Source organism: Rhodospirillum sp. A1_3_36 (genome assembly GCF_047263945.1).
Classification (GTDB): domain Bacteria; phylum Pseudomonadota; class Alphaproteobacteria; order Rhodospirillales; family Rhodospirillaceae; genus Rhodospirillum.
In genome coordinates, this window is sequence record NZ_JBLAVB010000001.1 from 305,951 (window position 1) to 331,324 (window position 25,374).

Consider the following 25,374-nt stretch of genomic DNA (forward strand, 5'->3'; position numbering starts at 1 on the left):
ACCAAGCGGCGCGGGTTGAAACCCACGCCGCTTTTCTTGTGTTCAAACGCCAGGCGGGCTTTTACGCGCCATAAGGCGCGGCGGCCAGTTGGCCGCTTCCAAGGTGCGGTGAGTCAAACTCACCACACCTTGGTATTAGAGTGCCTGCTGGACCGTTTGATGGGGTGAGGCGCGGTCCAGCAGCAGGGACAGCAGCCAGAGGACCAAACCGGCAATCGCCAGGCCACATCCCACCCAGCCCGTGGAGGTCCAGCCATATCCGGCGGCGATGGCCAAGCCAGCCAGCCAGGGTCCCAGGGCATTGGCGGTGTTGAAGGCGCTGTGGTTCAGGGCTGCGGCGAGGGTTTGGGCCTCTCCGGCCACATCCATCAGACGGGTTTGCAACATGGGTCCCAGGGCGCCACTACAGCCAATCATGAACACCACGATCATGATGGACCAAAGGTGTCCTGCGGCGAAGGGATAGAGAGCCAAGGAGCCGATCGTCCACAGGATAGTGCCGCCCGTTGCAGGCCCGAGGGCCTTGTCGGCCGCCCAGGATCCGACCGTCAACCCGAAGGTCATGCCCAAGCCAAAGACCGCAAGGACTACGGGGATCATCTCGCCACCCACGCCGGTGACTTCCAGCAGGGTGGAGGCGAGGTAGCTGTAGACGGAGAACATGCCGCCAAAGCCGATGGCGCCGATGGCCAGCATCATCCAGACCCGGCGGTTGCGCAGGGCGTCCAGTTCCTTCAGCGGCGTGGCATAGGGATTACCCCCATCCCGGGGGGCGTGGAGGGCGACAAGAAGGACCGTTGTCATGGCCAGCAGCGCGACGATGGCAAAACCCCAGCGCCAGCCGATCCATTGTCCGATGGCATTGGCCATGGGTACGCCAATGATGGTGGCCACCGTCAGTCCCAGCATGACCCGGGAGACAGCCTGGACCCGCTTACCCGGCGGCGAGACGGAAACGGCCATCAGCGAGGCCACGCCGAAATAGGCCCCATGGGGAACACCGCTCAGGAAGCGGAAAACCAGCATCCATTCATAGGTGGGGGCCAGAGCAGACAGGCCGTTGGCGAGGGCGAACAGGCCCATAAGGACCACCAGGACCTGCCATCGGGGGTGGCGGGCGGCCATCACCGCAAGAATCGGTGCGCCAACGACGACACCGAGAGCATAGGCGCTGATCACATGGCCTGCGGTTGGGGCGTCGATGCCCAACCCAACGGAGAAATAGGGGAGGAGGCTCATGGTTGCGAATTCGGTGGTGCCGATGGCGAAGCCGCCCACGGCAAGCGCGAAGAGGACGAGGCCCGGTTGGGTCCGCTTGGACCGGGAAAAGGACATGGACTGGGGCTCCGGGGCGCGCGGTGATGGGGGTGTTGCGCTGCATATATTGGGTTGGCGGACAGCTTTCAATGGGCATTCGCGCGGGGAGGCCATGCGGAGGGGTGCCCCTGGAGATTTTCAGGGATCAAAGGCCCTTAAAATTCATGCCGTGAATTCAAAGGTTTCCGTTGTGCCCGTGAAAACGGGCATCCAGGGCTGACTTCGATGTCGGCTCTCAAACGCCTTGGCGTCGCGGGAGTTGCCTCCGCTGCCTGTTCGCACCCTGGCGTCCCGTCTGCGCCGGAAGGACGACGAAGCTATTGAAATCCGGACGTCTATGTCAGTCTGCGGAAGGGAAGGCCCTGAAATGCATAGGGTTGGCGTATCCCTGGAAAATAGACTACATATCCTTCATCGGACGGCTGCCAAGGGCGCCGCGAAACCGACTCCCCCTGCCCCCCGTGATGAAGGATTCCCGGCGATGGACGCCGCGAAGGATATTTTTTCCCATAAGCAATACTGGGCCCACCGCTTTGGTCCGGCTCCCTTTCTGCCCATGTCGCGGGCGGAAATGGATCTGCTTGGTTGGGACAGCTGCGATGTGATCCTGGTCACCGGGGATGCCTATGTGGACCACCCCAGCTTCGGCATGGCAGTGATCGGTCGTGTATTGGAGAGCCAGGGATTCCGCGTTGGCATTATCTCCCAACCCGATTGGACCAGCGCCGAGCCCTTTAAGGTGCTGGGCAAGCCCAACCTGTACTTCGGGGTGACGGCGGGGAACATGGATTCCATGGTCAACCGCTATACCTCTGACCGCAAGATCCGCAAGGATGACGCCTATACCCCCGATGCGGCGGGCGGACGCCGCCCGGATCGGGCCACAGTCGTCTATTCCCAACGCTGTCAGGAGGCCTACAAGGGCGTGCCGATCGTGCTTGGGGGGATTGAGGCTTCGTTGCGCCGGGTGGCCCATTACGACTACTGGTCGGAGAAGGTCCGCCGCTCCGTCCTGTTCGACGCCAAGGCCGATATCCTGCTGTACGGCAATGCAGAGCGGGCCCTGGTGGAGATGACCCACCGGATCGCTAAGGGCGAACCCCTTTCCGAGATGCGCGACATTCGCGGCACGGCCTTCGCCCTGTCCCGGGCGCCCGAGGGCTGGCGGGAGATCGACGCCAGCGACGTGGACACGACGGGCTCCGTCCCCGCGCGATCCGAGCCGGAGACGGTCATTCGCCTCCCAGCCTACGAGACCGTGAAGGACGACCCGGTCCAATACACCCATGCCAGCCGGGTCATGCACCTGGAAAGCAACCCGGGCCACGCCCGCCCGCTGATCCAGCGCCATGGGGACCGGGAGCTGTGGATCACCCCGCCGCCAATCCCCCTGACCACGCCGGAGATGGACCGGGTCTTTGACCTGCCCTATGCCCGCGCGCCGCACCCCTCCTATGGCGGCGCCCGCATTCCTGCCTGGGAGATGATCCGCTTCTCCGTGAACATCATGCGCGGCTGTTTCGGTGGCTGCTCCTTCTGCTCAATCACCGAGCACGAGGGCAAGGTGATCCAAAGCCGCTCCAAGGACAGCATCCTCAAGGAGATCGAGGCCATCCGCGACAAGACGGAGGGGTTCACCGGCGTCGTCTCCGACCTGGGCGGCCCCACGGCCAATATGTGGCGCTTGAACTGCAAGGACGAGGAGACACAATCCGTTTGTCGTCGCTGGTCCTGCGTCTATCCGGATATCTGTAAGAACCTGATCACCGATCAAACCCCCCTGGTGGACCTCTACCGGGACGCCCGCGCACTCAAGGGGATCAAGAAGATCACCATCGCTTCAGGCTTGCGCTACGACATCGCCGTGAAGACCCCTGCCTATGTGAAGGAATTGGTGACCCACCATGTGGGCGGCTACCTGAAGATTGCTCCGGAACATACGGAGGACGGGCCGCTCTCGAAGATGATGAAGCCGGGCATGGGCACCTATGACCGCTTCCGCGAGATGTTCCTGCGCTTCTCCAAACAGGCGGGCAAGGAACAGTACCTGATCCCCTATTTCATCGCTGCCCATCCGGGAACCACGGACGAGGACATGATGAATCTGGCCCTTTGGCTGAAGCGCAATGGCTTCCGCGCGGATCAGGTGCAGACTTTCCTGCCCTCACCCATGTCCCTGGCGACAGCCATGTACCATGGGGAGCGGGATCCCTTGAAACCCGTGCGCCGCCATGGAAGCGAAGTGGTCGCTACTGCCAAGGGGTTGCGTCAACGACGGCTCCACAAGGCCTTCCTGCGGTACCACGATGCGGAAAACTGGCCTCTTTTGCGCGATGCCTTGAAGCGCATGGGACGCACCGACCTGATTGGTCCATCAAAGAAGCATTTGGTCCCCGCCACCCAGCCTTGGGGAACGGGTCTTGGGGGAGGGGAGGGCCTGCGTGCGGGCCGCAAGAAGGGAGAGCAAACCTTCCTTACCCAGCAAACTCGGGAAGGTCAGGGGCCGTACCAGCCGAAGGACAAACCACCCCGGAGACGGGGAGGCCCGCGCCGGTCCGCCGGGGGCGGGGGCGCGACCGGCGGCCAAGTCGGGGGCTCTGGTGGGCGGGGCCGAACGGGGCGTGGTTGAGTGAAGGTTTTTGGGAAGGGGACGGTCGATGAGAGGATTGGTATCCCAGAGCATGTCGCGTGAAATGTGATTCACGCGACATGCTCTAAACCTCTGACATTGAAGAAAATCGTCACGCCTACGGCGTGCGTTCCGCCCGTCGCAATCTGTTACAGATTGCTCGGAGCACTCTAAAGTCTATACAATGGGAGTGAATTCGCCTCCACCCAAGCCTGGGGGAGGCAGTTTTATTCGGACCGGGTACAGCTCCAGATTCCATCAAGAAGCGCGGGCTTTCCCGCACGAGAATGTGCGGTGAGTCAAACTCACCGCACCTTGATATCAGTCTTCAATGTTCTCGTAGATCTCATCCGAGGCAATCAAGATATCCACTGGCGGATCAAAGCCGATGATTTCAGCCTCCTTCAGGTTCAAGGCGATCTTCGGCGGGGCGCTCCAGCGTTGGTCGATGTCCCTGGGCTTGGCGCCGTTCAGGATCTTGGCGATCACCTCGGCCTGGAACTGGCCCACGTAGGAAAAATCGGCCTGGGCCACGCTCATCAGGACGCCCCGGCGGACCTCGCTAGAGCCGAGCATGGAGAAACTCGGCAGTTTGGCGGCATTGATCACCTCCATGATCTTGGGAAGGGAGCCTTCCGTCACGCCCCGGTGGACGGTGATGTAAATGGCGTCCGCCTCCTTGGAGATCTTGGTGTAGCAATCAAGGACACCCTGTTCCACCTGCTCCTGTGTCAGGTCCGTATAAGGGGCCACACAGCTGACGACATCGAAGCCCCGTTCTTTGGCGACCTCCTCGACGGCGTCCACGCCACCATAGGTACGGCCTTCCGCCGTGTCGGAGTAGACGATTCCCAGTTTGGAGAAGGGAATGATGTCGTTGAAGATCCCCACTTGGCGTTGGTAGCGTTTGGGCTCGACTTTGGCGTGGATGTTGTCCTGGCCACTGTCCTCGGCGCTTTTGATGATTCCGGCGCCGATGGGATCCGAGGTGGAGCCGATAACCACGGGAACGGTGGTGTTCCCGGGACCGGACAGGTCTTGGCCCGCCCAGGTGCCCATGGCGATCATCAGATCAATGTCTTTGGTCTTGTTCAGGCGCTCGAGGACTGCAGCTTTGACTTTGGGACGGAGATCTTTGTCGAAATTACCCGGTGCGTAGTAGGCATCGGCCACGAAATCCAGATACTGGCTCTTCGCGTTCTGGGCGACATAGCGCCAGAAGGCGCCGGGTTCCTTGGGCAGGTCCGCCGGTAGCTCGATGGGCTCCATCCAGCCCAGATCTGCAAGGCCCTTCAGGGTGGCCATGGTGATGGTTTGGTAGTCGATGTATTGGCCCCCTTCCATATAGCCGATGCGCCATTTGGCGCCATCGTGCAGGACCGGAGCCGTGGGCAGATCCGCCCCCTTTTGCTCCGCCTCGGCAAGGGATGCAAAGGAGAGGGCGCCAAGGGTGATCCCGCAGAGCGCGGCGAGGGCAATCGCCGATTTCCCGAGGGCCAAAGATAGGTGTTTCAGGGCTGCGTGCATTTGGGGTTAGTCTCCAGACTACTCTCGTCGTTCATAAAGAAAGTGTTCTCTCGCCCCGGTTTAGGCGTTCGCCTGATCGGGGGTCTTTTTTGGTTCGAGCGGACCGTTCCACCGCAAACACAACATAGTAATATCGTCGGATTGATTCGCACCATCGGCATGGACTTGGACGGCAGCCATGACGGCTTTCACGGTTTCCATGGTGGGTTTGCTTTCCAGGTCCCGGGCGATCTGCAGAAGATGATTGTCGCCGAAGACGGCATTGTCCGGGCTCATGGCTTCGGTGACACCGTCGGTATAGACCAGGACCGCGTCTCCGGGTTTCAGGGTTGTGGACAGGGGTTTGTAGGGGATGCCGTCCATGACACCGCAGGCCGGGCCGCTTGCCCCCTCTATCCAGGCCGTCTCGTCCTGGCGAATCAGGATGGGCTTGTTATGCCCCCCATTGGCGTAGGCGAGTTCGCCGGTTTGGACGTCCAGTATGCCGATGAACAGGGTCACGAACATGGCGTTGGGATTGTCCACGGACAGGTCATCGTTGACCCGCTCCAGGATCGCGGCGGGCTCTGGGGTCTTTTCTGCGGCGACCTTGAGCAGGGTCTTGGTGATGGCCATAAACAAGGCCGCAGGCACACCTTTGTCAGCCACATCGCCGACAGCGAAGACCAGTTGGCGATCGTCCAGGAAAAAGTAATCAAACAGATCGCCACCCACTTCCTTGGCCGAAACCAGGGTCGCATGCAGGTCCATTTCCCTACGGTCGGGGAAGGGGGGGAAGATCTTGGGGAGCAGACCAATCTGGATATCCCGGGCGATGGTCAGTTCCGATTGGATCCGCTCCTTAGCGGCGGTGGTTTCCATCAGGTCGTGGATATTCTCCCGCAGGGAATCATCCATGAAGGTGAAGGCCTCTGCCAGTCGCCCCACTTCATCCCTATAGCGCCGAGGCATGTCGTCAATGGGGGTGCTGTCCGGTGCGGGCTGGGTGAAGTCCTGCTTGGGCAGGTCCTTGGCGTAGGCGGTCAGGCGGGCCAGGGGGCGGGCAATGGCCGTGGCGTAGGTCCAAGCCAGAATCAGACAGACCGCAAGGACCGCCGCGAAGATCAGGGCCAGATGGTGGATCAGCTGTTCTGCCGGTTGGCTGATTTCCTGCACCGGTGCGGTGCTGACCATGAACCAGTCCAGGGGCTTGAAGTAAGCCACGTAGGTTTCCATGAGACCCTGGTCATCCCCGGGCAATCGAACGCGGATGGAGGAGGCGTCGCCATTGTCGGCCGCTGCCTTGAGGGTCGTCAGAAGTTGGGGATCGACATCGGCAATCGAAGTGGCCTTTGACAGGGGACCCGCATGGGCGGGTGGCGGAACGATCAACTCCCCGGAGCCCTTGAACACGAAGACAAAGCCGGTTTTGACGACTTGGATGTCTGGAAGGGTTTGGGCCAAGGCCTTGACGATATCGCGCATGGCCATGTCGACTTGGCGCTGGACGTCGATGATCTCCGCCTGGACGGCCACCATCCACCCCCAATTGGGAAGGGGGGAGACAAGGGCGAAGCGGTCAGGGGCTCCCCCCGCGCCCTGAGCTGAATAGGTGAAATTGGCCGAGCCGTAGGGACCCGCCTCCGCAAAGGAAGCGGTGACCAAATTTCGGCCCTTTATGTCCGTTATTCCGTTGATGTCCTCGCCGATGCGTTCGGGGTCGGTCGAGGCGAGGATGGTGCCGCCCTTATTAAACACGAAGATGGTATGCGTTTTGTCCTGCTCCAGGTCTCCCAACCATTCAGTCGCGCGGAACTTGGCTTCTCCATCGGCCATCATCCCCTGATCTTCCATGGATTTGAAGTAGCCGAAGGTGGAAAAAGCGAGGTTGGAGAGGGTTTCCAGCGAGGCTTTCCGTTCCCGGACCACGCGGATCTTGTCAGTCAGCAGGGTGCGGTAGCGTCCCTCCACATTGACTTCAAGCAGATGCAGAACGTTGCTCGCTGAGCGGTTTTCCGCTGCCACCAGGGCCTGTTCCACATCCCGATTGGTGAAAAACATCACCACCCCCGTCACGACGGCGAGGATCAACACGACGGCGAGGAAGACTTTCGTCCGAAGGGAATTGAACATGAATGATTGGCCACCAATGGTCGGAAGGGGGCCAACTGTACCGTACTTGGGTGAGGGGCGAAAGGCGTGCCCTGCGGAAAACCCCTAGGGGTCCCTTTGTCTGGATTGAAGGAAGCGGCTCAATGCTTCCGTCAGACGCGGTTTTTCAAGGATTTTTGTCAATCCAACCAGCACTCCAGCATGTCCAGCTCCAGGTAGAGTTATTTCCGTAACCCGACCCGGATCCCCCGTGCTATCTCGGATGGATTCGGCCAGAATATGCGTGTGTCTTGGAAGAACGGTCTCATCGCCATCTCCGGTAACCAGTAGGGAAGACGGACTATCGGGACCCAGGTGGGGCATGGGTTCGACGCGCTCGGGATCCGTTTCATGGCCGAAAAGACGTTTCGTGAGGGGTACATCGTAGGGGTGGATATCATAGGGACCGGCCAAGCCGACAAAACCCGTCACGGCGGTCGGGTCGCCTCCGGCTTGCCGCAGCCAACGGGGATTGTAGGCCACCATGGCCGCGTTGTAGGCGCCTGCGGAATGGCCCATGAGCACCCGGCTTTTTCGGATGGGACCCATCGCCTGCTCCATGGCCCTGCGTCCTTCCCTGGATTGGGTCCAGGCAACGGCCAAGGCGGTGTCCTCGACGAAGGCGGGAAAGCGCACTTCCGGCGCGACCCTGTAGTCGGGAATGACGGTTGCCCAACCCAGTTTGGCGAGGGTCTGGGCGACGAAACGGTATTGCCATTTGTCTCCGGATTCCCAGGATCCTCCGTAAATCCAAACGGCAACGGGCCACCCCTCCGCCGGTGGAGGGCCTTTGGGCCAATGGACGTCCAGGGTTTGCCTGGGGTGGGGGCCATAGGGCAGGTTCCGGATCGACTGATAGGCCCCGTCAGGTACGATCCGGTTCAGGTTTTCGAGGGTACAGGCGGAGGACAGGAGCGCGCCCAGCCCTGCGGCCAGGGCCAATAGGGGACGGAAGGGGGAGGAAAAGCGGGATTTCGTTTGCTTGGTCATGCCCTGTTCTACGGCCCTTTCCCCTCGGTGGTTCACTCTCATTCTATAAGTTTTAGAGCCTCTTCGAGGCCAAGTTTGGTCGCGAAGCGATCCAACTGGATCTCGACTCCGGCTGCAGCCTTCGTTTGGGTCGATGCATAATACCAAGCGGCGCGGGTTGAAACCCACGCCGCTTTTCTTGCGTTCAAACGCCAGGCGGGCTTTTACGCGCCATAAGGCGCGGCGGCCACTTGGCCGCTTCCCAGGTGCGGTGAGGCAAACTCACCGCACCTTGGTGTTAGATGTCGTTCCGGCGGCGGGTCAGGCGTGCGCACCGGTGAATGAGCCATTGGGCCCGTTCGAACTGGGCTGTGGTGGCGAACAAAAGTTCCTGGGCCGATTGGTCGAGTTGGCGGGAGCTTTGGATTAAGGATCGGCGGGTCCGCTCCATCATGTCGGACCGGTCCCCTGTCAGGGCTACCAGGGTGTCCAAACTCATGGGATCTCCGCTCACAGTTTCTTCTGCCAACATTTCCAGGGTCAGATGGAGGCTTTCCATCAAGGCGTGGGCCAGAGGCGCGACTTCGGGCGCGATCTGGTCCTCTTCTTCCACAGCCTTGATCATCTCTCCGATGGTGTCCCGCAGGTCAAGCAGCAGGGAGACCCGGTTTTGGGCGACCACGGCGGCTTCCAAGATATGGCGGGATTGCTCCTGATCCGTCAACTCGGCCAGGAACCCTTGGATCTCCTCGCCCAGAGCCTGTGTGGCGGTCAGGAGCAGGCCATGGTGGGGCAGATCCTCCAGGTGGGCCATGTCCGGGCGGAGGTTGTTCAGGGCGGCCACCATATGGGAGACCATGCGGGCCTGTTCCCGGTCGACAAGGTCAATCGCCGTTTCCGGGGAATCGAGGGCGCTTTCCTCAAGGTATTGGGGACGGGAGAGGGTTTCCTCCTCGCCGGGAGGCTGTAGTCGTTCGATCAAGGCTGCCAGGGGGCGCGAAAGCAGGGTGACCGTGACCGTCGCAGCGATCTGATAAATCAGGTAAATCCAGGCCGCTTGGCGAGCGGGTTCCGCCGTCAGACCCGCCACCCACTCCAGAACAAGGGGAGTCCCCCAGGTCTTCTCCACAAGGAAAAGGGGGATCAAAACGACCGCACCGGCCATCTTGGTCACCATTTGCAGGTTTACCAACCGCTTGGGTGTCCCCGACAGGTTGGACGCGAGAAACCAGACGGACAGGCCCGATCCGACGCCCGCGCCGTAGATGATCATCACGGTCTGATCCATCCCCAGGATCCCGGTCGACACCAGGGTGACCGCGATAACAGACACCGTTGCCGAGGACTGGGCCACCAGGGTCAGCAGAGCACCAATGAGGAAGGCGATGAACAGGGAGGTGGAGGAGAAGGTGACGAAGTCCCGGACGATGGCGATGGTGCGCAGGGGTTCCGTCCCGGATTTCATCAGATCCAGCCCCAGGAACAGCAGGCCCAGCCCCAGCATGGCGCCAAGAAGGGCGCGCCATTGCGTGGCCTTGTGCAGGTCCATGAAATAGCACAGCCCTGTCGCCGCAAGCAGAGACAGGATAAAGGCATGGATGTTCAGGGTCGCTGCCATGACCAGGGCGGCGGTGCCCAGGTTGGACCAGATCACCAGGGGCATGGCCTTGCGGGGCTCAACAAGGCCCGCGGTTACAAGGCCCGTAGCAATGAAGGTGACCGCACTGGTGCTTTGGGTCAAAGCGCCGGACAGGGTACCCAGGCCGGCTGCCAGAATGGGGGAGTTGGTGGTCTTCCGGGCCAGTGCGCGGAAGCGCTTGCCGGTCATGCGCTTCAGGTTGTCGCCGATCAGCTTGACGCCAATGAAGAACAGGCCAAGACCGCCCAGAATCGTTGCTACGGGGTCCATGGATCAGCGCTTGGTCCGATCTCCGCGCACCGCGAGGGCGAGGAACAGCCCGACTAAGAGGATGCATCCTCCCAGACCCCAAGTGGCGGTGGCGCGGAGAGTCTCGTACCGGGCTTGGCCCGCTACGATCATGTCCTGCTGGCGGTCTTTGGCATTGGCAAAGACCTTGAGGGCCAGATTGTCCAGCTCTCCGTCCAGGGTGCGGTCCATGCCTCGCACTCGGGCATCCGCAACCTGGGCGTCAAATCCCCCTCCAGAGGTGGCACGCGCCTTTTCTCCTTCGGCCAGGGCGGCGCGATACGCTTTGCCCAAGGCCGCATGATGCTCCAGGATCGTCCGGATGGCGGCGGGATCGCCACCCCGGGCCTGAATACGCTCGGCCATGGCTTCCAGGGTCCGGCGGGTCTCGGATTCCCGGGCTCGAAAGCCATCCCAATAGCGCTCCAGCCCGCCGGGTTCGTTATGGCGGAGAAGGATATTTTTCCACTCTTGGACCTGGACCTTGAAATCCCCCCTGGCCCGCCGGGCTGCGTCCAGGTCCACCATGAGAGAATTCATTTCGGCGAAATTGGCCACCGTGCCCTGGTGGGCATAGTAAAGACCAAACAGGCCGATCAGCGCATTGGTGATCAGCACGACCCCCAGAAGCCCTGCGAGGGGCGTTAAAGATCGCGCTTTCCGTGAAGGGCGACGGGTGAACAGGGACGGGCCGTCCGTTGGGGATGGGGGCATCAGAGCGTCCCGAGTTCAGGTCTTGCGTGTTAGTAAAGTCTTGGTGCCGTGGCCCAAAGCAGAGGCTTCAACCAATCTGCGGAACGGAGAAGAACAGAGATCACTTGGGTCAAGTCTTTGGCGTATCGGCGGAGATCCCGCTCAAAGATCCGGCTTACCCCTCATACGGTTAGGCAACCGCAGTCAAAGCGTCTGCCCGGGTTTCAACGACGGTCAAAATAGACAGAAAGCCACTGATCTCGAACACTTCTCGGATATGGGACTGCATGCCACAAAGGACCAACTTGCCGCCAACTTGTTTGACTTGCTTGGCCATGACCAGAATAAGGCGAAGGCCCGCGCTGGAAATATAGTCTAGCTTGGCCATGTCCACCACAATCCGGTTTAGATCGGCGGTCACCAATCCGTTCAGCTGTCCTTCGACCGAAGACGCGTTCATGCTGTCCAGGCGGCCTTCCAAGGCCACGACTTGAATTCCATCCGCGTTCTCGACGGTGACTGTCATCGACACGTACCCCTTTTGGAACGATTTGAAAATGTCTCTTTCCACTGTGAAGGGTTTACCCAAACCGAGAAGACCTGTCTATAGCGTCGGGCGGAAAAGTAGCGATTGGTCATTTGGTCCATCGGGAACCTCAATGCACTGGATATAAAGCTAAAAGTGCCGTCTATGTCATGAGTCGCGGGTTGGCTGATACAGCGGCTGTCATTCAAAATACATTCTTGTCTGATCACGTTGTTCAGTTTTTTCGCCCTTGGCTTGTCCGCTGTCATGCTGCGCAATCTGGCCAACACTGTCCCTGCGGAGAAGAGGGAGGATCGGGTATCCGTAACAAAAGCAGAGAGCGTTTTTTATTCAGAACTTGTAGGACAAACTAACCGACCCGAAAATGTCTGGGTCTTTCTGCCCGACGAATTCCGGGCTGCGGATGACCTGGGTGTAGGTCAGGCGTGCGTTGCCTAACGTGAGGGCCAAACCGGCCTGAAGGTCTCCCACCAGGATCTCTTTTTCCACGTCGGGACTGTCGCGAAAAGTGTTGCCGTCCAGGAAGATATTGTGGGCCACGGCCCGGCCTTCGATCCCTGCGAAAAGGTATCCGCCCAAGGAGCCGGTGGGTTCAAAGTGGCTGGAACCGGGCAGGCTGGGGCGAATGCGTGGCGGGCCGTAGTCGTCGGGCAGGTTGAACCCCACCCGCGCTGTCGCACCCGCTGCGCCGTAGACGTAGACGTTGCCCAATGCGCCGCCCACATGGGGTGCCAGGTCGAAGCCCACCCCTCCCGCCTTGAACGACGCGAATTGGCGCCACATGCGCTCATAGTACAGAACCACGCCCGGTTCGTTATGGATTTGATGCCCCCATCCCTTGGAGGTGTCTACACCAATCAGCGTGTGGAAGTTGTTTTGTATTTCTTCACCCAGGGCATAGGGCCCGACCATACCCAGGTCCAATTCCAACCGATCCAGGGTTTCGCCGGTTTCCGCGATATAGCCTAACCCCACATAGGTCCAGCCCGCATAGGGTCGGTCCGACGGATCGGGAATTTGGGCTTGGGTGTCTTCGGGGGTGAAGATGCTCTGACCAAAGGTGACGGAATAGCGTTGGATCGCATCTGAGGGGAAGAAGGGAATGGCATCCCCTACCTTTCTGGCCCAGGGCGCCATGTCTCCGACGCCGGAAACCCAGGTGGCAGAAACCCCGTTGGTGTAATGCCGATCCGTGCCGCCGATTTTGTCGTTTTCGATCTGGATGGACAGAGTTCCACCGTCCCAATCGGGAAAATTGGAAGGTGTCCCTGTTTCCGGATCGATCGCCTCACCGTTTTTATCCTCGACCGGTGTCTGGGCGAGGCTGTCCCCGGGGAAGATCACTAGGGGGGCGGCCACGAGAAGCGCTCCCAGCCCAAGGGGGGGGCTGGCTGTTGTCCGGAGGCGGCATGACATGGGCGATGTCCTTTCCAATCTTCGTTTCCGACGACTGGAGAGCCCCGTGTCGGACAGAGCTGTAACGCGCGGACGCAGGTTTGGTTGCCCGGGATCGGGGCGCTTTGGGTTTCTACCCGATCCCGCCCCCGATCCCGCCCCCGATCCCGCCCCCGATCCCGCCCCCGATCCCGCCCCCGATCCCGCCCCCGACTCTGGGACTTATGGGGTTAGGGTCGCGCCCTTGGCAGCCAGGTCGTTGAGAAAGGCCTGGGCGATGGCCGGGAAATCGGGGCCGTTGGGGATAGCAGACACCGGGCTCATCATGTCAGTGTGTAGCACCAGACGGTTTTCCGGTTCGGTTACACCCCGTTCTTTAAGGCCCGTGATGAGGTCTTCTACGGTGGCCTTGACGCAGTGGCTGGAGGCCTCTCCGGCCACATGGATGGTGTCGAAGGCGGTCAAGCTGTCCAAGTGACGGGCGCCCAGGGTCTCATGGGTGCCGTCCAGCGGGTTGGGGACCTCAGAGGCAAATCCGCTATAATGCTCGACCATGCTATCCGTACCCTTGAAGATCCAGGTGGCGGCCCGGTGGCGCTCGACTTCCCAGCCGTGGACCGCTTCTACCAGGGCTGGATGGAGGAGAGTTCCTGGCGTGCCGATGATGCAATGGGCCGGCCAGATGGTATGAATGTAACGCCCCTTGGCTTCCAAGGCCTTGAGGTAACGCAAGGTGTGGTCGAGCATGGCTGGATCGCTGGTCGTCCACGCTCCCTGTTCGACCTCGGCTGCGGTGATCAGGGTGAAGGGGCCAGGGTGGGCGCCTGTGGCATCCTTGAACCACGTGGGGTGGCCAATGTCGTGCAGATTGTGCTGATCCATGGTCAGGAACAGGGCGTCGAAGGCCAGGGGGGATTCGTGGATCAGGTCGGCCAGCCTCTCCATGTCGGCCCAGGCTCCGGGAACGGCCAACGAGCCGCTGGCTTGGCCATCCATGAAGGACAATTGGCCGTCGATGATCAGAAAGGCATTTGCCATGGGGTGTTTCTCCAGCTCGTAGTCCTGTTGTGGCGTTGCCAATAGGACCTACCCCATGGATGCGCGGGAGGGAACCGTGCAAAAGCCGGATCTCCAATTTTTGATGGGCGCTTTCGAAGAGATGCTCTGCTGGGCAAGGGGCCAACCTCAGAAAAAGAGGTCAAGGGCCTGTGCCGCAGATACGCAGGGAAAATGAAGTTTGTATTTATCTCTTCCCTTAAGCTTCAATACCTTAAGGGGGATGGCATCCCCAACGGGACTCGAACCCGTGTCTTCACCGTGAAAGGGTGATGTCCTGGACCGCTAGACGATGGGGACGCCGTGGACGGGGTATTCCCGTCTTAGATCGTCGGCAGAACCCGAGGGCCCACCTTTATTTTATGGATCCCAAAGGACCCATCTCGCTCCACTTCCCAAAGCGGCTTTGGGATGTTGAGCCATCCGACGGGACTTTTCAGTCCCGTCGGTAGCCTCTGCGACGGTGTGATGTCGCTTCGTGAGGGCCGCTTTCTATCGGACCACTGGGGACGATGCAAGCCCTCTTTTTTGCTTTTTCGTGAAAACTCTTACAGAGCCTTCAGCTGGGAAGCGGCCATCTTGCCGGAACGGCCACGCTCCAGGTCGAAGGAAACCTTCTGACCTTCGCGCAGTCCGTCCATGCCGGCTTGCTGAACGGCGGTAATGTGAACGAACACGTCGGCCGAACCGTCGTCGGGCTCGATGAAGCCGTAGCCCTTTGTACCGTTGAACCACTTCACTGTGCCAGTGGACATGCTGTCTACTCCTGGTCTGGCGTTGCCCCACGCCCTATTGCGTCCGGGGCGTCAAATCTTCGACGATGGTCAGACCATAAGCCGGCCAGTTGGCAGCCGCGGTAAGCCTAGGCGAAAATCGATGAAGCGAAAAATGGACCACTTCGACGCTTCGCGCAAGGGGGTTCCGACGGAGAAAATGCCGCTATAGGAAAATTCGTCAATGGTTTCGGGTTCCTAGCGGAGTTGCTCCAGCAGGGCCTCGAACCCTTCAAACTGGGGTGGACCCAGATAGATTTCCCGAGTCGATGCCGATCCGGCGTTGGCATGGGCCTTACGAAAAGCCTCCGATTGGGTCCATGCCTCGAAACTGGACCGGTTTTCCCATTGGGTGTGCGTTGCATAAAGAGTGTGGTCTTCCCCTTCCGGACCGCGGAGAAGGTGGAACGCGATGAAACCTGGGACTTCCTCCAAGTGACTCTCCCGCTCCCGCCAGATGGTCTCAAAGGTTTCTTCTCCGCCCTTGCGGATGCGGAATCGATTCATGGCAATAAACATGGGCATAGCTCTCCGTTGAGAATTGTGTCTGAGAGTGAAACTGGATCAGCTTGAGTCAAGCTGGGCCAGTTCATCGCATCGCGCTCTCGGAACACAGATAGGTCAGGCGCCCTTGCCGACAAAGGGGTTTGTCCGGCGTTCTTCCCCCAGGGTGGACATGGGGCCGTGGCCGGGAATGAAGGCGACCGCGTCACCCAGTGGGAACAGGCGGTCCCGGATGGAGGAGAGAAGCGTGGCGTGGTCTCCCCGGGGAAAGTCCGTACGCCCGATGGAGCCCCTGAACAGCACGTCCCCCACCTGGGCCAGGGCGGAGTCCGGATGGTAAAACACCACATGTCCCGGCGTATGGCCGGGGCAGTGGAGGACATCCAGGGTCAAATTGCCCAGGGTGACCTGATCCCCATGGTTCAGCCAGCGGCTGGGTGTGAAGGGGCGTCCTTCCGGAAAGCCGAAGGACTTGGCCTGTTTGGCCATATCATCAATCCAGAACGCATCGTCTTGATGCGGCCCCTCGACGGGAAGGGACAGGCGCTCTTGCAGGTCGGCGACGGCTCCGGCGTGGTCCAAGTGGCCGTGGGTGACAAGCAACTTGGTGAGGGTAATCTTTTGCTCGGCCACGGCGGCAAGCAGCCGGTCAGTCTCCCCGCCTGGGTCAACCAGGGCGCCTTCCATGGTCTCGTCGCACCAAATCAGGGTGCAATTCTGTTGGAAGGGGGTCACGGGAATGATCGCGGCCTTCAGGGGCATCCTTTGGTCCTCCGAATGAAAATGGGAGGATGCACATGCGGAAGCGGGAAGGCTAGACTACATTATTGAATAGCTGCTTTGTCCTTCCGGTTTTTCAGGGTGGCCGCAGCCTCGTCGCTGAACGCAGCCCCGCTGTTGAACAACGCGATGTGAGGTTGGTCGACGCGAAGGATGTGGTTGATCAGCCAATCGGTCAGAAAGCCATCCACGAAGGTTGACAGCGCGATCTCGCCAGTCTGCAATCGGGGCGTCATCTCGTCAAGGGTCTCTAGTATTTCCACATGGGCTTTGGCATGGGCGTTGTTTGCCTTCTGGTCCCCACATTGGTCTGTCCAGAGGCTTTCCTCCAGCTCGAAGTGAACGATCGCGAGGCTGCGCAGACTGTTCAATACTTGGGCGATGTCTTCCAATGGCGCATCGTCGGACATGTTGTGTAGGCGTGTCATATACTCGATCATGGCCTTGTGGTGCTCGTCGATCTGCTCGATCCCGGTTTCCATCTCGGCACCCCAGGTGGTCGGCTGCAGGGAGTCCTGCTTGGCCAGGCAAGGCCAGATATCGCTGTCTTCGACCATTTCGTGTTCGATCAGCAAATCGGAGACTCTGTCCAACACTTCCAAGGGGTGGACGCTTGGAGCGTAGGTCAAGGTCTCGACCATTTCCGTAACCCTGTCGATCAACTGGGTATGGCGACGGGCGTGGTTGTTCAATTGCGAATATCCGTTGGTCCGCAAAATGACCTCCTCCAGCCCCAGGTGGTTGCGGAGGGCATTCAAGAAGTCCGAGAAGAGGGCGATGGCCTCTGGGCGACCGTTCGGCTGACGCAGGTGACCGCCGATCTCCGCCAGAAGCACCATGAGGTGTTCATGGCCTTCATCAATCAACCCGTTGCCGCTTTGGGGGAATTGAAGGTTACCCATGGCCGAATCTCTTTCATGGCGGTCAAGATTGGGTTTCGGAGTTCTATGGTCTTTAGTTTCCGCTTGGCTCCATATACATTCTATTTGGGTGTGTTCTAAAGGATGGCAAGGGTTATGCTGTTTCGGGTGTGACTTTTCCGTGTAGCTTTTCGGTCAAGTACCGATTGTCCCCCGGGCTAGGGCACGTATCAGGAAGCGCGCCGGATGCAGGGCTTGCCGGACGTCCTCCTCCACCGGAAGAACTTTGCCGGTCAACGATGCCGCCAGGATCTCCGAGGCCAGGGTGGCCGTCTGAAAGCCCCGGGATCCCAAGGCGCCGAGCACCCACAAGTCGGGAGTGTAGGCCTCTGGAATCCGGTCTTCGGGTGGGCGGCGTCTGGGGCCATGGCGGAGGTCACCCAGGATCGAGACCGCTTGGTCCTCGGATGCGAGCAGGGGGCCGACCAGGGGGGTGCGGTCCGGTGTTCGTGCCCGGCGGGAGATGCGCACGCGCCAGGGTTTGTCCGCCAGCCGGGTCGCCAGCTCGGGCAAGTGGTCGATCAGCATGTTGAGGCAATGGGCGTGGCTTGCCGGGTCCGGTTGATCCCAACCGGGATCCTCCGGGGTGGTCATCGGCTCATGGGAAGCGCCGAGGATTTGCAGCGGGGCACCGTCTGGACCCGTGATCGGTGGGGAGATGTAGCCTCCGAAGCTCATGGGGTGCGCCGGCATGGGTTCCGGCGTGTCGAAAAGGGAGATCTGGCCCCGGGTGATCTGGGGCGGAGGGGTGCCAGACGGCTGGAGGGTGCCCGCCTGAGCTCCGGCACAAAGGATAACGGCTTCGGCTCGTTCTTCTCGACCATCGGCGGCCAGCAGTCGCCAGAGTCCCTTTTCCCGTGTCATGTCGACAACCGAGAAGCCCAGGCGCCGTGGGGTGGATCCGGCCAATGCCTGGCAGATCACTCCAGGGCGGATGCACCGGGCCGCCCCCATCCAAAGAGCCGCCGTATTGTGGAAGCCGGGCTGTCCCGTGCGTCGGGCCTGTTCTGCGGCGTCGGGGAGGGTCAGCCACTCCTCGGGCCAGTCGAAGGCGGCGGCGACCTTCCGTTGACGGGCTTCATCCCGGTCGTTGACGGGCAGGCTGAGCAATCCGGCGGGGCCAACCCAGGGATCGGCCCCCCTGTCCGCCAGATCCTGATAGACCCGGAGGGCGTGGACCCAAGCCGCCGCATGGAACCGGCCTTCGGCGGAGGGCTCGACGGCGAGGCGCGGCATAAAAATACCCAGGGGATTGCCCGAGGCTTCCGCGGCAAGGCTATCCCGGGCCTCCAAGAGGAGCGGCGTGAGACCCGCACGGCTCAAGGCATGGGCCGCAGCACATCCGGCAATGCCAGCACCGATCAAAGCCACCCGTGCCCCTTGGGCGAGAGGGCGTCCGGGCCAGAGGGCCTTGCTGCCGCTGTCCTTGCGGAGGAGAGCCCCTTTGGGTAAGGCGGGCCGGGGTTGGGCGGGCCGTGCATGTTTGGTTGGTCGAAGGGGGGGAGCCTCCAACCGGGCGGAGAGGCAATGGTGTTTTCGCCCGTAGCCGGGGCGTCGTTGGACAGAGAACCCCAGGTCTGCCAGCCCGCGTTTGACCGCACCGGCCGCTGTGAAGGTGGCCAGCCGCGCTCCGGGGGCCGACAGGGCCGCGACCCAGGCCAAAACCTGAGGCGTCCACATGTCGGGATTGGTGGAGGGGGCGAATCCGTCCAGATACCAGATATCTGCCGAAAGGCCGGAGAGGCTGGCGAGCATGGGTTCGACCGGGCCTTGTGCCAGGATCAGATCGACACCCTCCTCCAGGGAGATATGGTGGAGACCCGGTTGGCGGGGCGGCAAGCGGTCCAGCAGACCGGCCACCAAATCGGCGGGCGCGTCTGTGCTTGCGAGGATGGGCGCCAGTTCGGTCCGATCCAGGGGGAAGCCTTCCACGGCCAAATAGCGCAGGGCCGGGCGGGGGCGGGGGAGCCGCCGCAGGGCGTCCCAGGTCAAAAGCAGGTTCAGCCCCGTGCCAAAGCCCAATTCACAGACCGTGATCCGATGTCGGTGCCGCCAATCGTCGGGAAATCCCGTTCCCTCCAGAAAGACATGGTGCCCTTCGGCCCATCCCTCGCCCGGTTGAAAATAGATATCCCCATGGCGATCGTCCCGTGGTGTCCCCTGTGAATCGAGGGTGAGGTCGGGCTTGGGAAGCGTCCAGTGGGGTACAACGGGGGACATGCTGCTGCTAAACCTTCCACGCGGGGATCGGGGGAGGGGCGGGGTGGAGCTTGGGCCAGATGCGGACGCGGTGGCTGTCTGCAGGATTCTCGGCTCTTCAGGTGGTCAATTTAGTCAAAAAGACGGGGCGAGGGGAAACGATTGAGCGTCTATGGCAAGAAGGGAATATCAGTCTATGTCCTATTCAGTGTAATTCCTCAGTCTTTCCCGGGCATTTGTTAGCCTATGGTTGTTCAGTCGTGAAGCTTTTCTCTGTAAGGAAGGACCTGCGTGGTTATTCCTACCATTTGCCTAAAGGCACGGGTATGCTTGGTCTTTGGGTAAAGGATGGAAATCGTCGCATTCATGGATCCCGGGCGATGATCGACATCCAGGACTTTGGAATGATACGGGACTCCATCGGTGTGTGGTGAGCATGAGGCTTTATCTTGCCGGTCCGGATGTCTTTGATTCCGATCCCATGTCGGTTGCCCGGCGGTTGAAGGATGCCTGCAAGGCACGGGGATTCGAAGGCGTTTTTCCGCTCGATTCCAGTTTGGATCTCGCTGATATGGGGAAGTCCTGTCAGGCTGAGGCCATTTACCGTGCCAATATCGAACTGATCCAAAGTTGCGATGGGGTTGTCGCGAATATGGTTCCCTTTCGAGGGGCCTCCATGGATGTGGGGACGGCCTTCGAAATGGGATATGCCGCCGCACTTGGGCTTCCTGTCGTTGGCTATGGCGACCTGCGGACAGGGACTTACCTGGATCGGATCATGATCCACTACCGGGGGCAGATCACCCGGAGAGAGGGGCGCTGGTGGGACCCGGATGGCTTGGAGATCGAAGATTTCGGCCTAATGGATAATCTGATGATGTGCTGTGGGGCCGAAGCGATTACCCATGGGTTCGATCAGGCGCTGATTTCCATGCGCTATCTCATGAATGCCCGGAAGGAGCGGGGAGTCGGTTGATCGGGTCTCAGGCCCATTTGGCGCGCAAGTCGTTCCGGTTCAAGGCGAACCATTGTGCCGCGATCAGACAGGTTCCATTGGAGAGTTCGCCATCGCGGGCCATGGCAATGAAGCGGTCGGCGTCCAGGACCACGACCTTGATGTCCTCCCCTTCCTCCGCCAAGCCATGGAGGCCTCCGGCGCCCTCGCTGTCCACCTGCCCGCAGAAGAAGGAGATGCTTTCGGTCAGGACTCCAGGAGAGGCCAGGACCTGGGCAAAATGGATCAGGTTGTTCGGGGTAAGGCCGCATTCTTCCACGCTTTCCCGGCGGGCCACCGATTCTGCGTCCTCTCCGGGGTCGATGATTCCTGCGACGATTTCCAGCAGCCAAGGATTCTTCATGCCTTTGTCCCAGGCTGCGGGCCGGAACTGCTCGACGAGAACCACCCGGTCTCGGGGTGCATCGTAAAGCAGAATGGCTGCGGCATCGCCCCTGTTGACCACTTCCCGCTGGATTTCAGGCCCCATCCCCCCAGCGTATTGCTCATGCCGCAGGCGGATCTGGTCAACCTTGATATAGCCATTGGCGACGCGTTTCCGGTCAGTCACGGTTACCTGGGACGGGCGGAAGGTGTCCTTCGTCATGGGGAAAACCTCGGTGCTACAGTGTGACTTGGAAGGGAGGAGGAGAAGGTCTCAGGCAAGGTGGTCCATGACTTCGTCGGTTAGGGCCTGGATTTCCTCTGCCGCGCGGGACCGGCGATTGGTTTCCAGCACGCCTCGGCCATCCATCATGCTCGCTGCGAAAGCGGTGCGATTGCCAATCCGGGCTTTGGCGATGGGAAGCTCGTCGGCGCGTAATTTCGCTTCGATCAACTCCGGCAGTTTACCCCGGGGAGGCATCCGGTTCAGCACCAGCAAGGGATTCGTCTGTTCCTTGCGGGCCAGTTCCAGGGTGGCCGTGGTGGCCCAAAGGTCCATGGGACTGGGCTGAACGGGAACCAACAGGATATCGCCCGCGCGGATGGCCGCCTTGGCTTCCGTCTCCGCATGGGGGGGCGTGTCGACCACCACGATGTCATGGGTGTCCCGCAGCCGATCCAGTTCCGTTGCCAATCGCCATCCGGCCACGTCGGACAGGTGCAAACCGCATCCGGTCGCCCCGAGAGTCGTGATTCGCGCCCCATGCCAAGCCGCGAGGCTGCCCTGGGGGTCGATGTCGACCAGGGCAACGGAGTTTCCCTTGGCCTTAAAGGATACGGCCAACTGGGCCGCCAAAGTGGTTTTGCCGGCGCCCCCCTTTTGTTGGGCGATGGTAATGATGCGCGCCACCATGAATTGGATGCTCCCTTTTTGGCTCGCTCCAAAGGACACCGGACAATCCGGGCTCTCCCGGAGGGTCAGGCTAAGCAAGGGGGTCGGGGAACACAAAGGTTTTCGTGGAGCAACCCTTGGGGGGTGAACCAAGGGACACATTTTTCCAATGGTCTTCTGAGACTTGCTATCGGAAGGGGCGGGCATGCGTTGCAACGGTCGCAGCCCTGAGCTACAAAGGCCGCTCGCGCCACTGGTGCGATCTTTTCCACTCCCTGTGATTCGGAGCGATTCATGGCCGCCTATCAGTACGTCTACGTGATGAAAAACCTGAGCAAGGTTTATCCCGGGGGACGGGAAATCCTGAAGGGCCTGTCGCTGTCCTTCCTACCCGGTGCCAAAATCGGTGTGTTGGGGCCCAACGGCGCCGGAAAGTCCACGGTTCTGCGCATCATGGCAGGCCTGGACACCGAATTCGGTGGCGAGGCGTGGTCTGCGGATGGGGTCAAGGTTGGCTATCTGGCCCAGGAACCCGAGCTGGACGAAAGCAAAGACGTTATGGGGAACGTCATGGATGGCGTTGGTCCCATAAAGGCCCTCCTCGACCGGTTCGAGGAAGTCAGCATGAAGTTCGGAGAGGTATCCGACGACGACGAAATGAATGCTCTGATCACCGAACAGGGCGAACTGCAGGAGCAGATTGACGCCGCAGATGGGTGGGACCTCCAGCGTCAGGTGGAAATCGCCATGGATGCCCTAAGGTGTCCCCCGGGTGACGCTGCCGTCGACAAGCTGTCCGGTGGTGAAAAGCGCCGGGTGGCGCTGTGCCGTCTGTTGTTGTCAAAGCCGGACATGTTGCTGCTTGACGAGCCCACCAACCACCTGGACGCAGAGTCGGTGGGGTGGCTGGAGCGGTTCCTGCACGAATTTCCAGGTACGGTCGTGGCCATCACCCACGATCGGTATTTCCTGGACAATGTCGCGGGCTGGATTCTGGAAGTCGACCGCGGTCGCGGCATCCCCTACGAAGGCAATTACTCCACCTACTTGGAAAACAAGCAGAAGCGTCTGGAGCAGGAAGCCCGGGAAGAGGGCGCCAAGCAGAAGACGATCTCGCGGGAACTGGAGTGGATCCGGCAATCGCCCAAGGCCCGGCAATCCAAGAGCAAGGCCCGCATCACCGCCTATGAGAACTTGGTGGCCGAAGCCGGGGCACAGAAGGTCGACATGGCCCAGATCGTCATCCCCATCGCCGAGCGGCTGGGCGGTGTGGTGATCGAGGCTGAGCATCTCACCAAGGGCTTCGGTGATCGCCTGTTGATTGAGGATTTGAACTTCCGCCTGCCGCCCGGCGGCATTGTCGGCGTGATTGGCGCGAACGGTGCAGGTAAGTCCACCCTGTTCAAGATGATCACCGGCAACGACACCCCCGACAGCGGCGACATTCGCGTCGGTGAAACCGTCAAGCTGGGCTATGTGGATCAAAGTCGGGATTCCCTGGACCCAAACAAGACGGTCTGGCAGGAAATTTCCGATGGGCTCGACGAACTGGATTTGGGCAAGCGCAAAATTCCCAGCCGGGCTTACGTGGGGCAGTTCAATTTCAAAGGTGCCGATCAACAGAAGAAAGTCGGGATCCTCTCCGGTGGTGAGCGGAACCGCGTCCATCTGGCCAAGATGCTGAAGTCAGGCGCCAATGTGCTGATGCTTGACGAACCCACCAACGATCTCGATATCGAAACCCTTCGCGCGCTGGAAGAGGCGTTGTTGGAATTCGCCGGTTGTGCCGTGGTTATCTCGCACGATCGTTGGTTCCTGGACCGCATCGCAACCCACATTCTGGCTTTTGAGGGAGATTCCCACGTCGAATGGTTCGAGGGGAATTTTGAAGCCTATGAGGAAGACAAAAAGCGCCGTCTGGGCTCCGATGCCGATCAGCCCCACCGCATTAAATACAAACCCCTGACCCGGTAAATTGCCAGGTAGGGTTGTGAGTTCCACTCTAATATACAGCGTTTCCTCGAAAGTCCGGAAACTGTGCTTCGCAGTTTCTGGGCTCTGCCCAGACCCGCAAAGGGTCTGCGGACCCTTTGATCCCAAATGGGGGGTCGGGGCCTCAGGCCCCAGCCTCGCCAAAGAGGGGGGGCGGGGTATAATATAAATTTTACGGTACTCCGAGATCAAGTTGGACCAAGAAGTAGCCCAACTTGATCTCGGAGCACTCTAGGGCGGTTTCCTCAAGGAGGGAGCCGCCCTTTTTCGTGTTGTGAATCGAATTTTATCTTAATTTAATTGATTGTTTGCGCATTCGAGAGCCGAAATTGATCAAAAATCCGATTCGTTCAAGTGGGTATTTTCCTTTTACCTGGAAATGGGGGGCGTAGCTGAAAGGTCTCATCCGATGGGACCAATTAAAGACCGTTCTGTCGGGAAACCTGAGCATTGGTGTGGGATAACGTTTTATTAATTGTGGTTAATAATCATAAATATTCCGCAAGTGCGAAATCGTTGGTGACAAAACCGAGTGAGCTCGCCATCGTTGCAATTGTGGCGGTCCTATGACCGCGTGTTCCAGCTTCACATACAAGCATGGAGATCCAAAAAAAATGAATGCCATCAATACATTGGTCATCGATCGCGCTTTGTCGTCAGAGGCAACCCAGGAAAATGGACGCGAACAGCTGCGTCCGGAGACGATTATCGAGCTCGCGGCAGGTGTCCGCGAAACCACTGAAGAAAAGCTGACCGCTATCACCGCCGTTACGGCACGGACCAAGATCCTTGCGCTGAATGCCCTGATTGAAAGTGCCCGGGCGGGGGAGCATGGGCGGGGGTTTGCTGTCGTCGCCGACGAGGTGAAGCGGATTTCATCGGAGATCGCAGACATCGCCGGCGACTTAGGCAGTGAATTGTCGGGCAAGGTGGAGAACCTGGAACGTCTGGGGCGGTTGATCATCGAGGATCTGCGGGACCAAAGGGAATACAGCCAAAGCACCCGCCTGACCGATTTATCTCTGAACGCCGTCGAAATTATCGATCGCAATCTGTATGAGCGTACTTGCGACGTACGTTGGTGGGCGACCGATAGCGCCGTGGTGCGCTGTTTGGAAAACCCATCCGATGAGGTCTGCAGTCATGCGTCCAAGCGGCTTGGGGTGATTCTGTCGGCCTATACGGTCTATCTGGATCTATGGATTTGCGATGCTCAGGGGCGTGTGGTCGCCAACGGAAGGCCTGGTCGCTACCCCGTCAAGGGAATGGATGTCTCCGGCGCCGCGTGGTTTCGAGAGGCGATGAACACCAAGTCTGGCGACGATTACGCCGTGGCCGACATCGCTCGGGTGGGGGCATTGGAGAATATGCCCGTGGCCACCTATTCCACGGCGATTCGAGCCGATGGGGAAACCCATGGTGCTCCATTGGGGGTTCTTGGGATCCATTTTGATTGGGGTCCTCAGGCCGAGGCCATCGTCGATGGAGTCCGTTTGGACCGCGATGAAGTCGAACGGTCTCGGGTGATGCTGCTGGACGCAAAATTCCGGGTCATCGCCAGTACAGCCAACAAGGGACTGCTGAGTGAAACCTTTGCTTTGCGTACCGAGGGGAAGGACGCGGGCCACTACCGTCAGCCGGACGGGGCGCTGGTGGGATTCCACCGGACACCAGGATACGAGACCTACGGTGGCTTGGGGTGGTACGGCTGCATTGTTCAGGCGCCCGAATAGGGGGAGGGGGCGT

At 60.3% G+C, this 25,374-nt stretch carries 20 protein-coding genes and 1 tRNA gene; 4 read left to right on the top strand and 17 right to left on the bottom strand.

The genetic code is table 11. The annotated features are described in order from the left end of the window. Window positions 1-135: 135 nt before the first annotated feature. Entirely contained in the window at window positions 136-1,335 is a 1,200-nt protein-coding gene (locus ACLIRY_RS01295) for an MFS transporter (RefSeq protein ID WP_413203536.1), read from the bottom strand. Between the two features lie 463 nt (window positions 1,336-1,798). Between ACLIRY_RS01295 and ACLIRY_RS01300 the strand changes: the two genes are divergently transcribed. Further along, window positions 1,799-3,946, top strand: a complete 2,148-nt coding sequence (locus ACLIRY_RS01300) for a YgiQ family radical SAM protein (protein WP_413203537.1) — start codon at window positions 1,799-1,801, stop codon at window positions 3,944-3,946. Window positions 3,947-4,267: 321 nt separating this feature from the next. Here the strand turns inward: ACLIRY_RS01300 and ACLIRY_RS01305 are convergent, their stop codons facing one another. From ACLIRY_RS01305 to mnmC, 14 genes are all read right to left on the bottom strand, one after another. Then, the gene (locus ACLIRY_RS01305) at window positions 4,268-5,473 is read right to left on the bottom strand and encodes an ABC transporter substrate-binding protein (protein WP_413203538.1); all 1,206 of its coding nucleotides are present in this window, start codon (window positions 5,471-5,473) and stop codon (window positions 4,268-4,270) included. Window positions 5,474-5,533: 60 nt separating this feature from the next. Next, complete coding sequence (locus ACLIRY_RS01310; protein ID WP_413203539.1) at window positions 5,534-7,585, bottom strand: SpoIIE family protein phosphatase; 2,052 nt, start codon at window positions 7,583-7,585, stop codon at window positions 5,534-5,536. 84 nt (window positions 7,586-7,669) lie between these two features. Continuing rightward, window positions 7,670-8,593 (bottom strand): alpha/beta hydrolase, encoded by a 924-nt coding sequence (locus tag ACLIRY_RS01315; protein WP_413203540.1) that lies wholly within the window; start codon window positions 8,591-8,593, stop codon window positions 7,670-7,672. A gap of 277 nt (window positions 8,594-8,870) precedes the next feature. Beyond that, window positions 8,871-10,481, bottom strand: coding sequence for a Na/Pi cotransporter family protein (locus ACLIRY_RS01320; RefSeq protein ID WP_413203541.1), 1,611 nt, complete (start codon window positions 10,479-10,481; stop codon window positions 8,871-8,873). A 3-nt stretch (window positions 10,482-10,484) separates the two neighbouring features. Next, window positions 10,485-11,213 carry a hypothetical protein gene (locus ACLIRY_RS01325; RefSeq protein ID WP_413203542.1) on the bottom strand — a complete coding sequence of 243 codons (729 nt, stop codon included), beginning with the start codon at window positions 11,211-11,213 and terminating at the stop codon, window positions 10,485-10,487. 169 nt (window positions 11,214-11,382) lie between these two features. Then, window positions 11,383-11,718 (bottom strand): STAS domain-containing protein, encoded by a 336-nt coding sequence (locus tag ACLIRY_RS01330; protein ID WP_413203543.1) that lies wholly within the window; start codon window positions 11,716-11,718, stop codon window positions 11,383-11,385. Window positions 11,719-12,069: 351 nt separating this feature from the next. After that, window positions 12,070-13,098: a lipid A deacylase LpxR family protein gene (locus ACLIRY_RS01335; protein ID WP_413203544.1), complete on the bottom strand. Its 1,029-nt coding sequence runs from the start codon at window positions 13,096-13,098 to the stop codon at window positions 12,070-12,072. A 258-nt stretch (window positions 13,099-13,356) separates the two neighbouring features. Beyond that, the gene (locus tag ACLIRY_RS01340) at window positions 13,357-14,172 is read right to left on the bottom strand and encodes a hypothetical protein (RefSeq protein WP_413203545.1); all 816 of its coding nucleotides are present in this window, start codon (window positions 14,170-14,172) and stop codon (window positions 13,357-13,359) included. Between the two features lie 242 nt (window positions 14,173-14,414). Further along, window positions 14,415-14,490, bottom strand: a tRNA-Glu gene (locus ACLIRY_RS01345). A 248-nt stretch (window positions 14,491-14,738) separates the two neighbouring features. Continuing rightward, window positions 14,739-14,945: a cold-shock protein gene (locus ACLIRY_RS01350; RefSeq protein WP_413203546.1), complete on the bottom strand. Its 207-nt coding sequence runs from the start codon at window positions 14,943-14,945 to the stop codon at window positions 14,739-14,741. Window positions 14,946-15,161: 216 nt separating this feature from the next. After that, the gene (locus ACLIRY_RS01355) at window positions 15,162-15,488 is read right to left on the bottom strand and encodes an antibiotic biosynthesis monooxygenase family protein (protein ID WP_413203547.1); all 327 of its coding nucleotides are present in this window, start codon (window positions 15,486-15,488) and stop codon (window positions 15,162-15,164) included. Window positions 15,489-15,584: 96 nt separating this feature from the next. Continuing rightward, window positions 15,585-16,229 (bottom strand): MBL fold metallo-hydrolase, encoded by a 645-nt coding sequence (locus ACLIRY_RS01360; RefSeq protein ID WP_413203548.1) that lies wholly within the window; start codon window positions 16,227-16,229, stop codon window positions 15,585-15,587. Window positions 16,230-16,291: 62 nt separating this feature from the next. Continuing rightward, window positions 16,292-17,149 (bottom strand): hemerythrin domain-containing protein, encoded by an 858-nt coding sequence (locus ACLIRY_RS01365; RefSeq protein WP_413203549.1) that lies wholly within the window; start codon window positions 17,147-17,149, stop codon window positions 16,292-16,294. A 153-nt stretch (window positions 17,150-17,302) separates the two neighbouring features. Beyond that, the gene (mnmC, locus tag ACLIRY_RS01370; RefSeq protein WP_413203550.1) at window positions 17,303-19,387 is read right to left on the bottom strand and encodes an FAD-dependent 5-carboxymethylaminomethyl-2-thiouridine(34) oxidoreductase MnmC; all 2,085 of its coding nucleotides are present in this window, start codon (window positions 19,385-19,387) and stop codon (window positions 17,303-17,305) included. Between the two features lie 415 nt (window positions 19,388-19,802). Between mnmC and ACLIRY_RS01375 the strand changes: the two genes are divergently transcribed. After that, window positions 19,803-20,342: a nucleoside 2-deoxyribosyltransferase gene (locus tag ACLIRY_RS01375; protein ID WP_413204173.1), complete on the top strand. Its 540-nt coding sequence runs from the start codon at window positions 19,803-19,805 to the stop codon at window positions 20,340-20,342. A gap of 7 nt (window positions 20,343-20,349) precedes the next feature. Here ACLIRY_RS01375 and ACLIRY_RS01380 read toward each other — a convergent pair whose 3' ends face one another. Together ACLIRY_RS01380 and parA are read right to left on the bottom strand one after the other, a co-directional pair. Next, on the bottom strand, window positions 20,350-20,967 hold the full coding sequence (locus ACLIRY_RS01380; protein ID WP_413203551.1) for an NUDIX domain-containing protein: 618 nt from the start codon (window positions 20,965-20,967) through the stop codon (window positions 20,350-20,352). 51 nt (window positions 20,968-21,018) lie between these two features. Continuing rightward, a complete protein-coding gene (gene parA / locus ACLIRY_RS01385) occupies window positions 21,019-21,657 on the bottom strand; it encodes a ParA family partition ATPase (protein ID WP_413203552.1) in 639 nt (212 codons plus the stop codon). Between the two features lie 273 nt (window positions 21,658-21,930). On the opposite strand from parA, the gene ettA reads away from it, so the two are divergent. Beyond that, complete coding sequence (gene ettA, locus ACLIRY_RS01390; protein ID WP_413203553.1) at window positions 21,931-23,610, top strand: energy-dependent translational throttle protein EttA; 1,680 nt, start codon at window positions 21,931-21,933, stop codon at window positions 23,608-23,610. A 632-nt stretch (window positions 23,611-24,242) separates the two neighbouring features. After that, on the top strand, window positions 24,243-25,361 hold the full coding sequence (locus ACLIRY_RS01395; protein ID WP_413203554.1) for a methyl-accepting chemotaxis protein: 1,119 nt from the start codon (window positions 24,243-24,245) through the stop codon (window positions 25,359-25,361). Window positions 25,362-25,374: the final 13 nt, after the last annotated feature.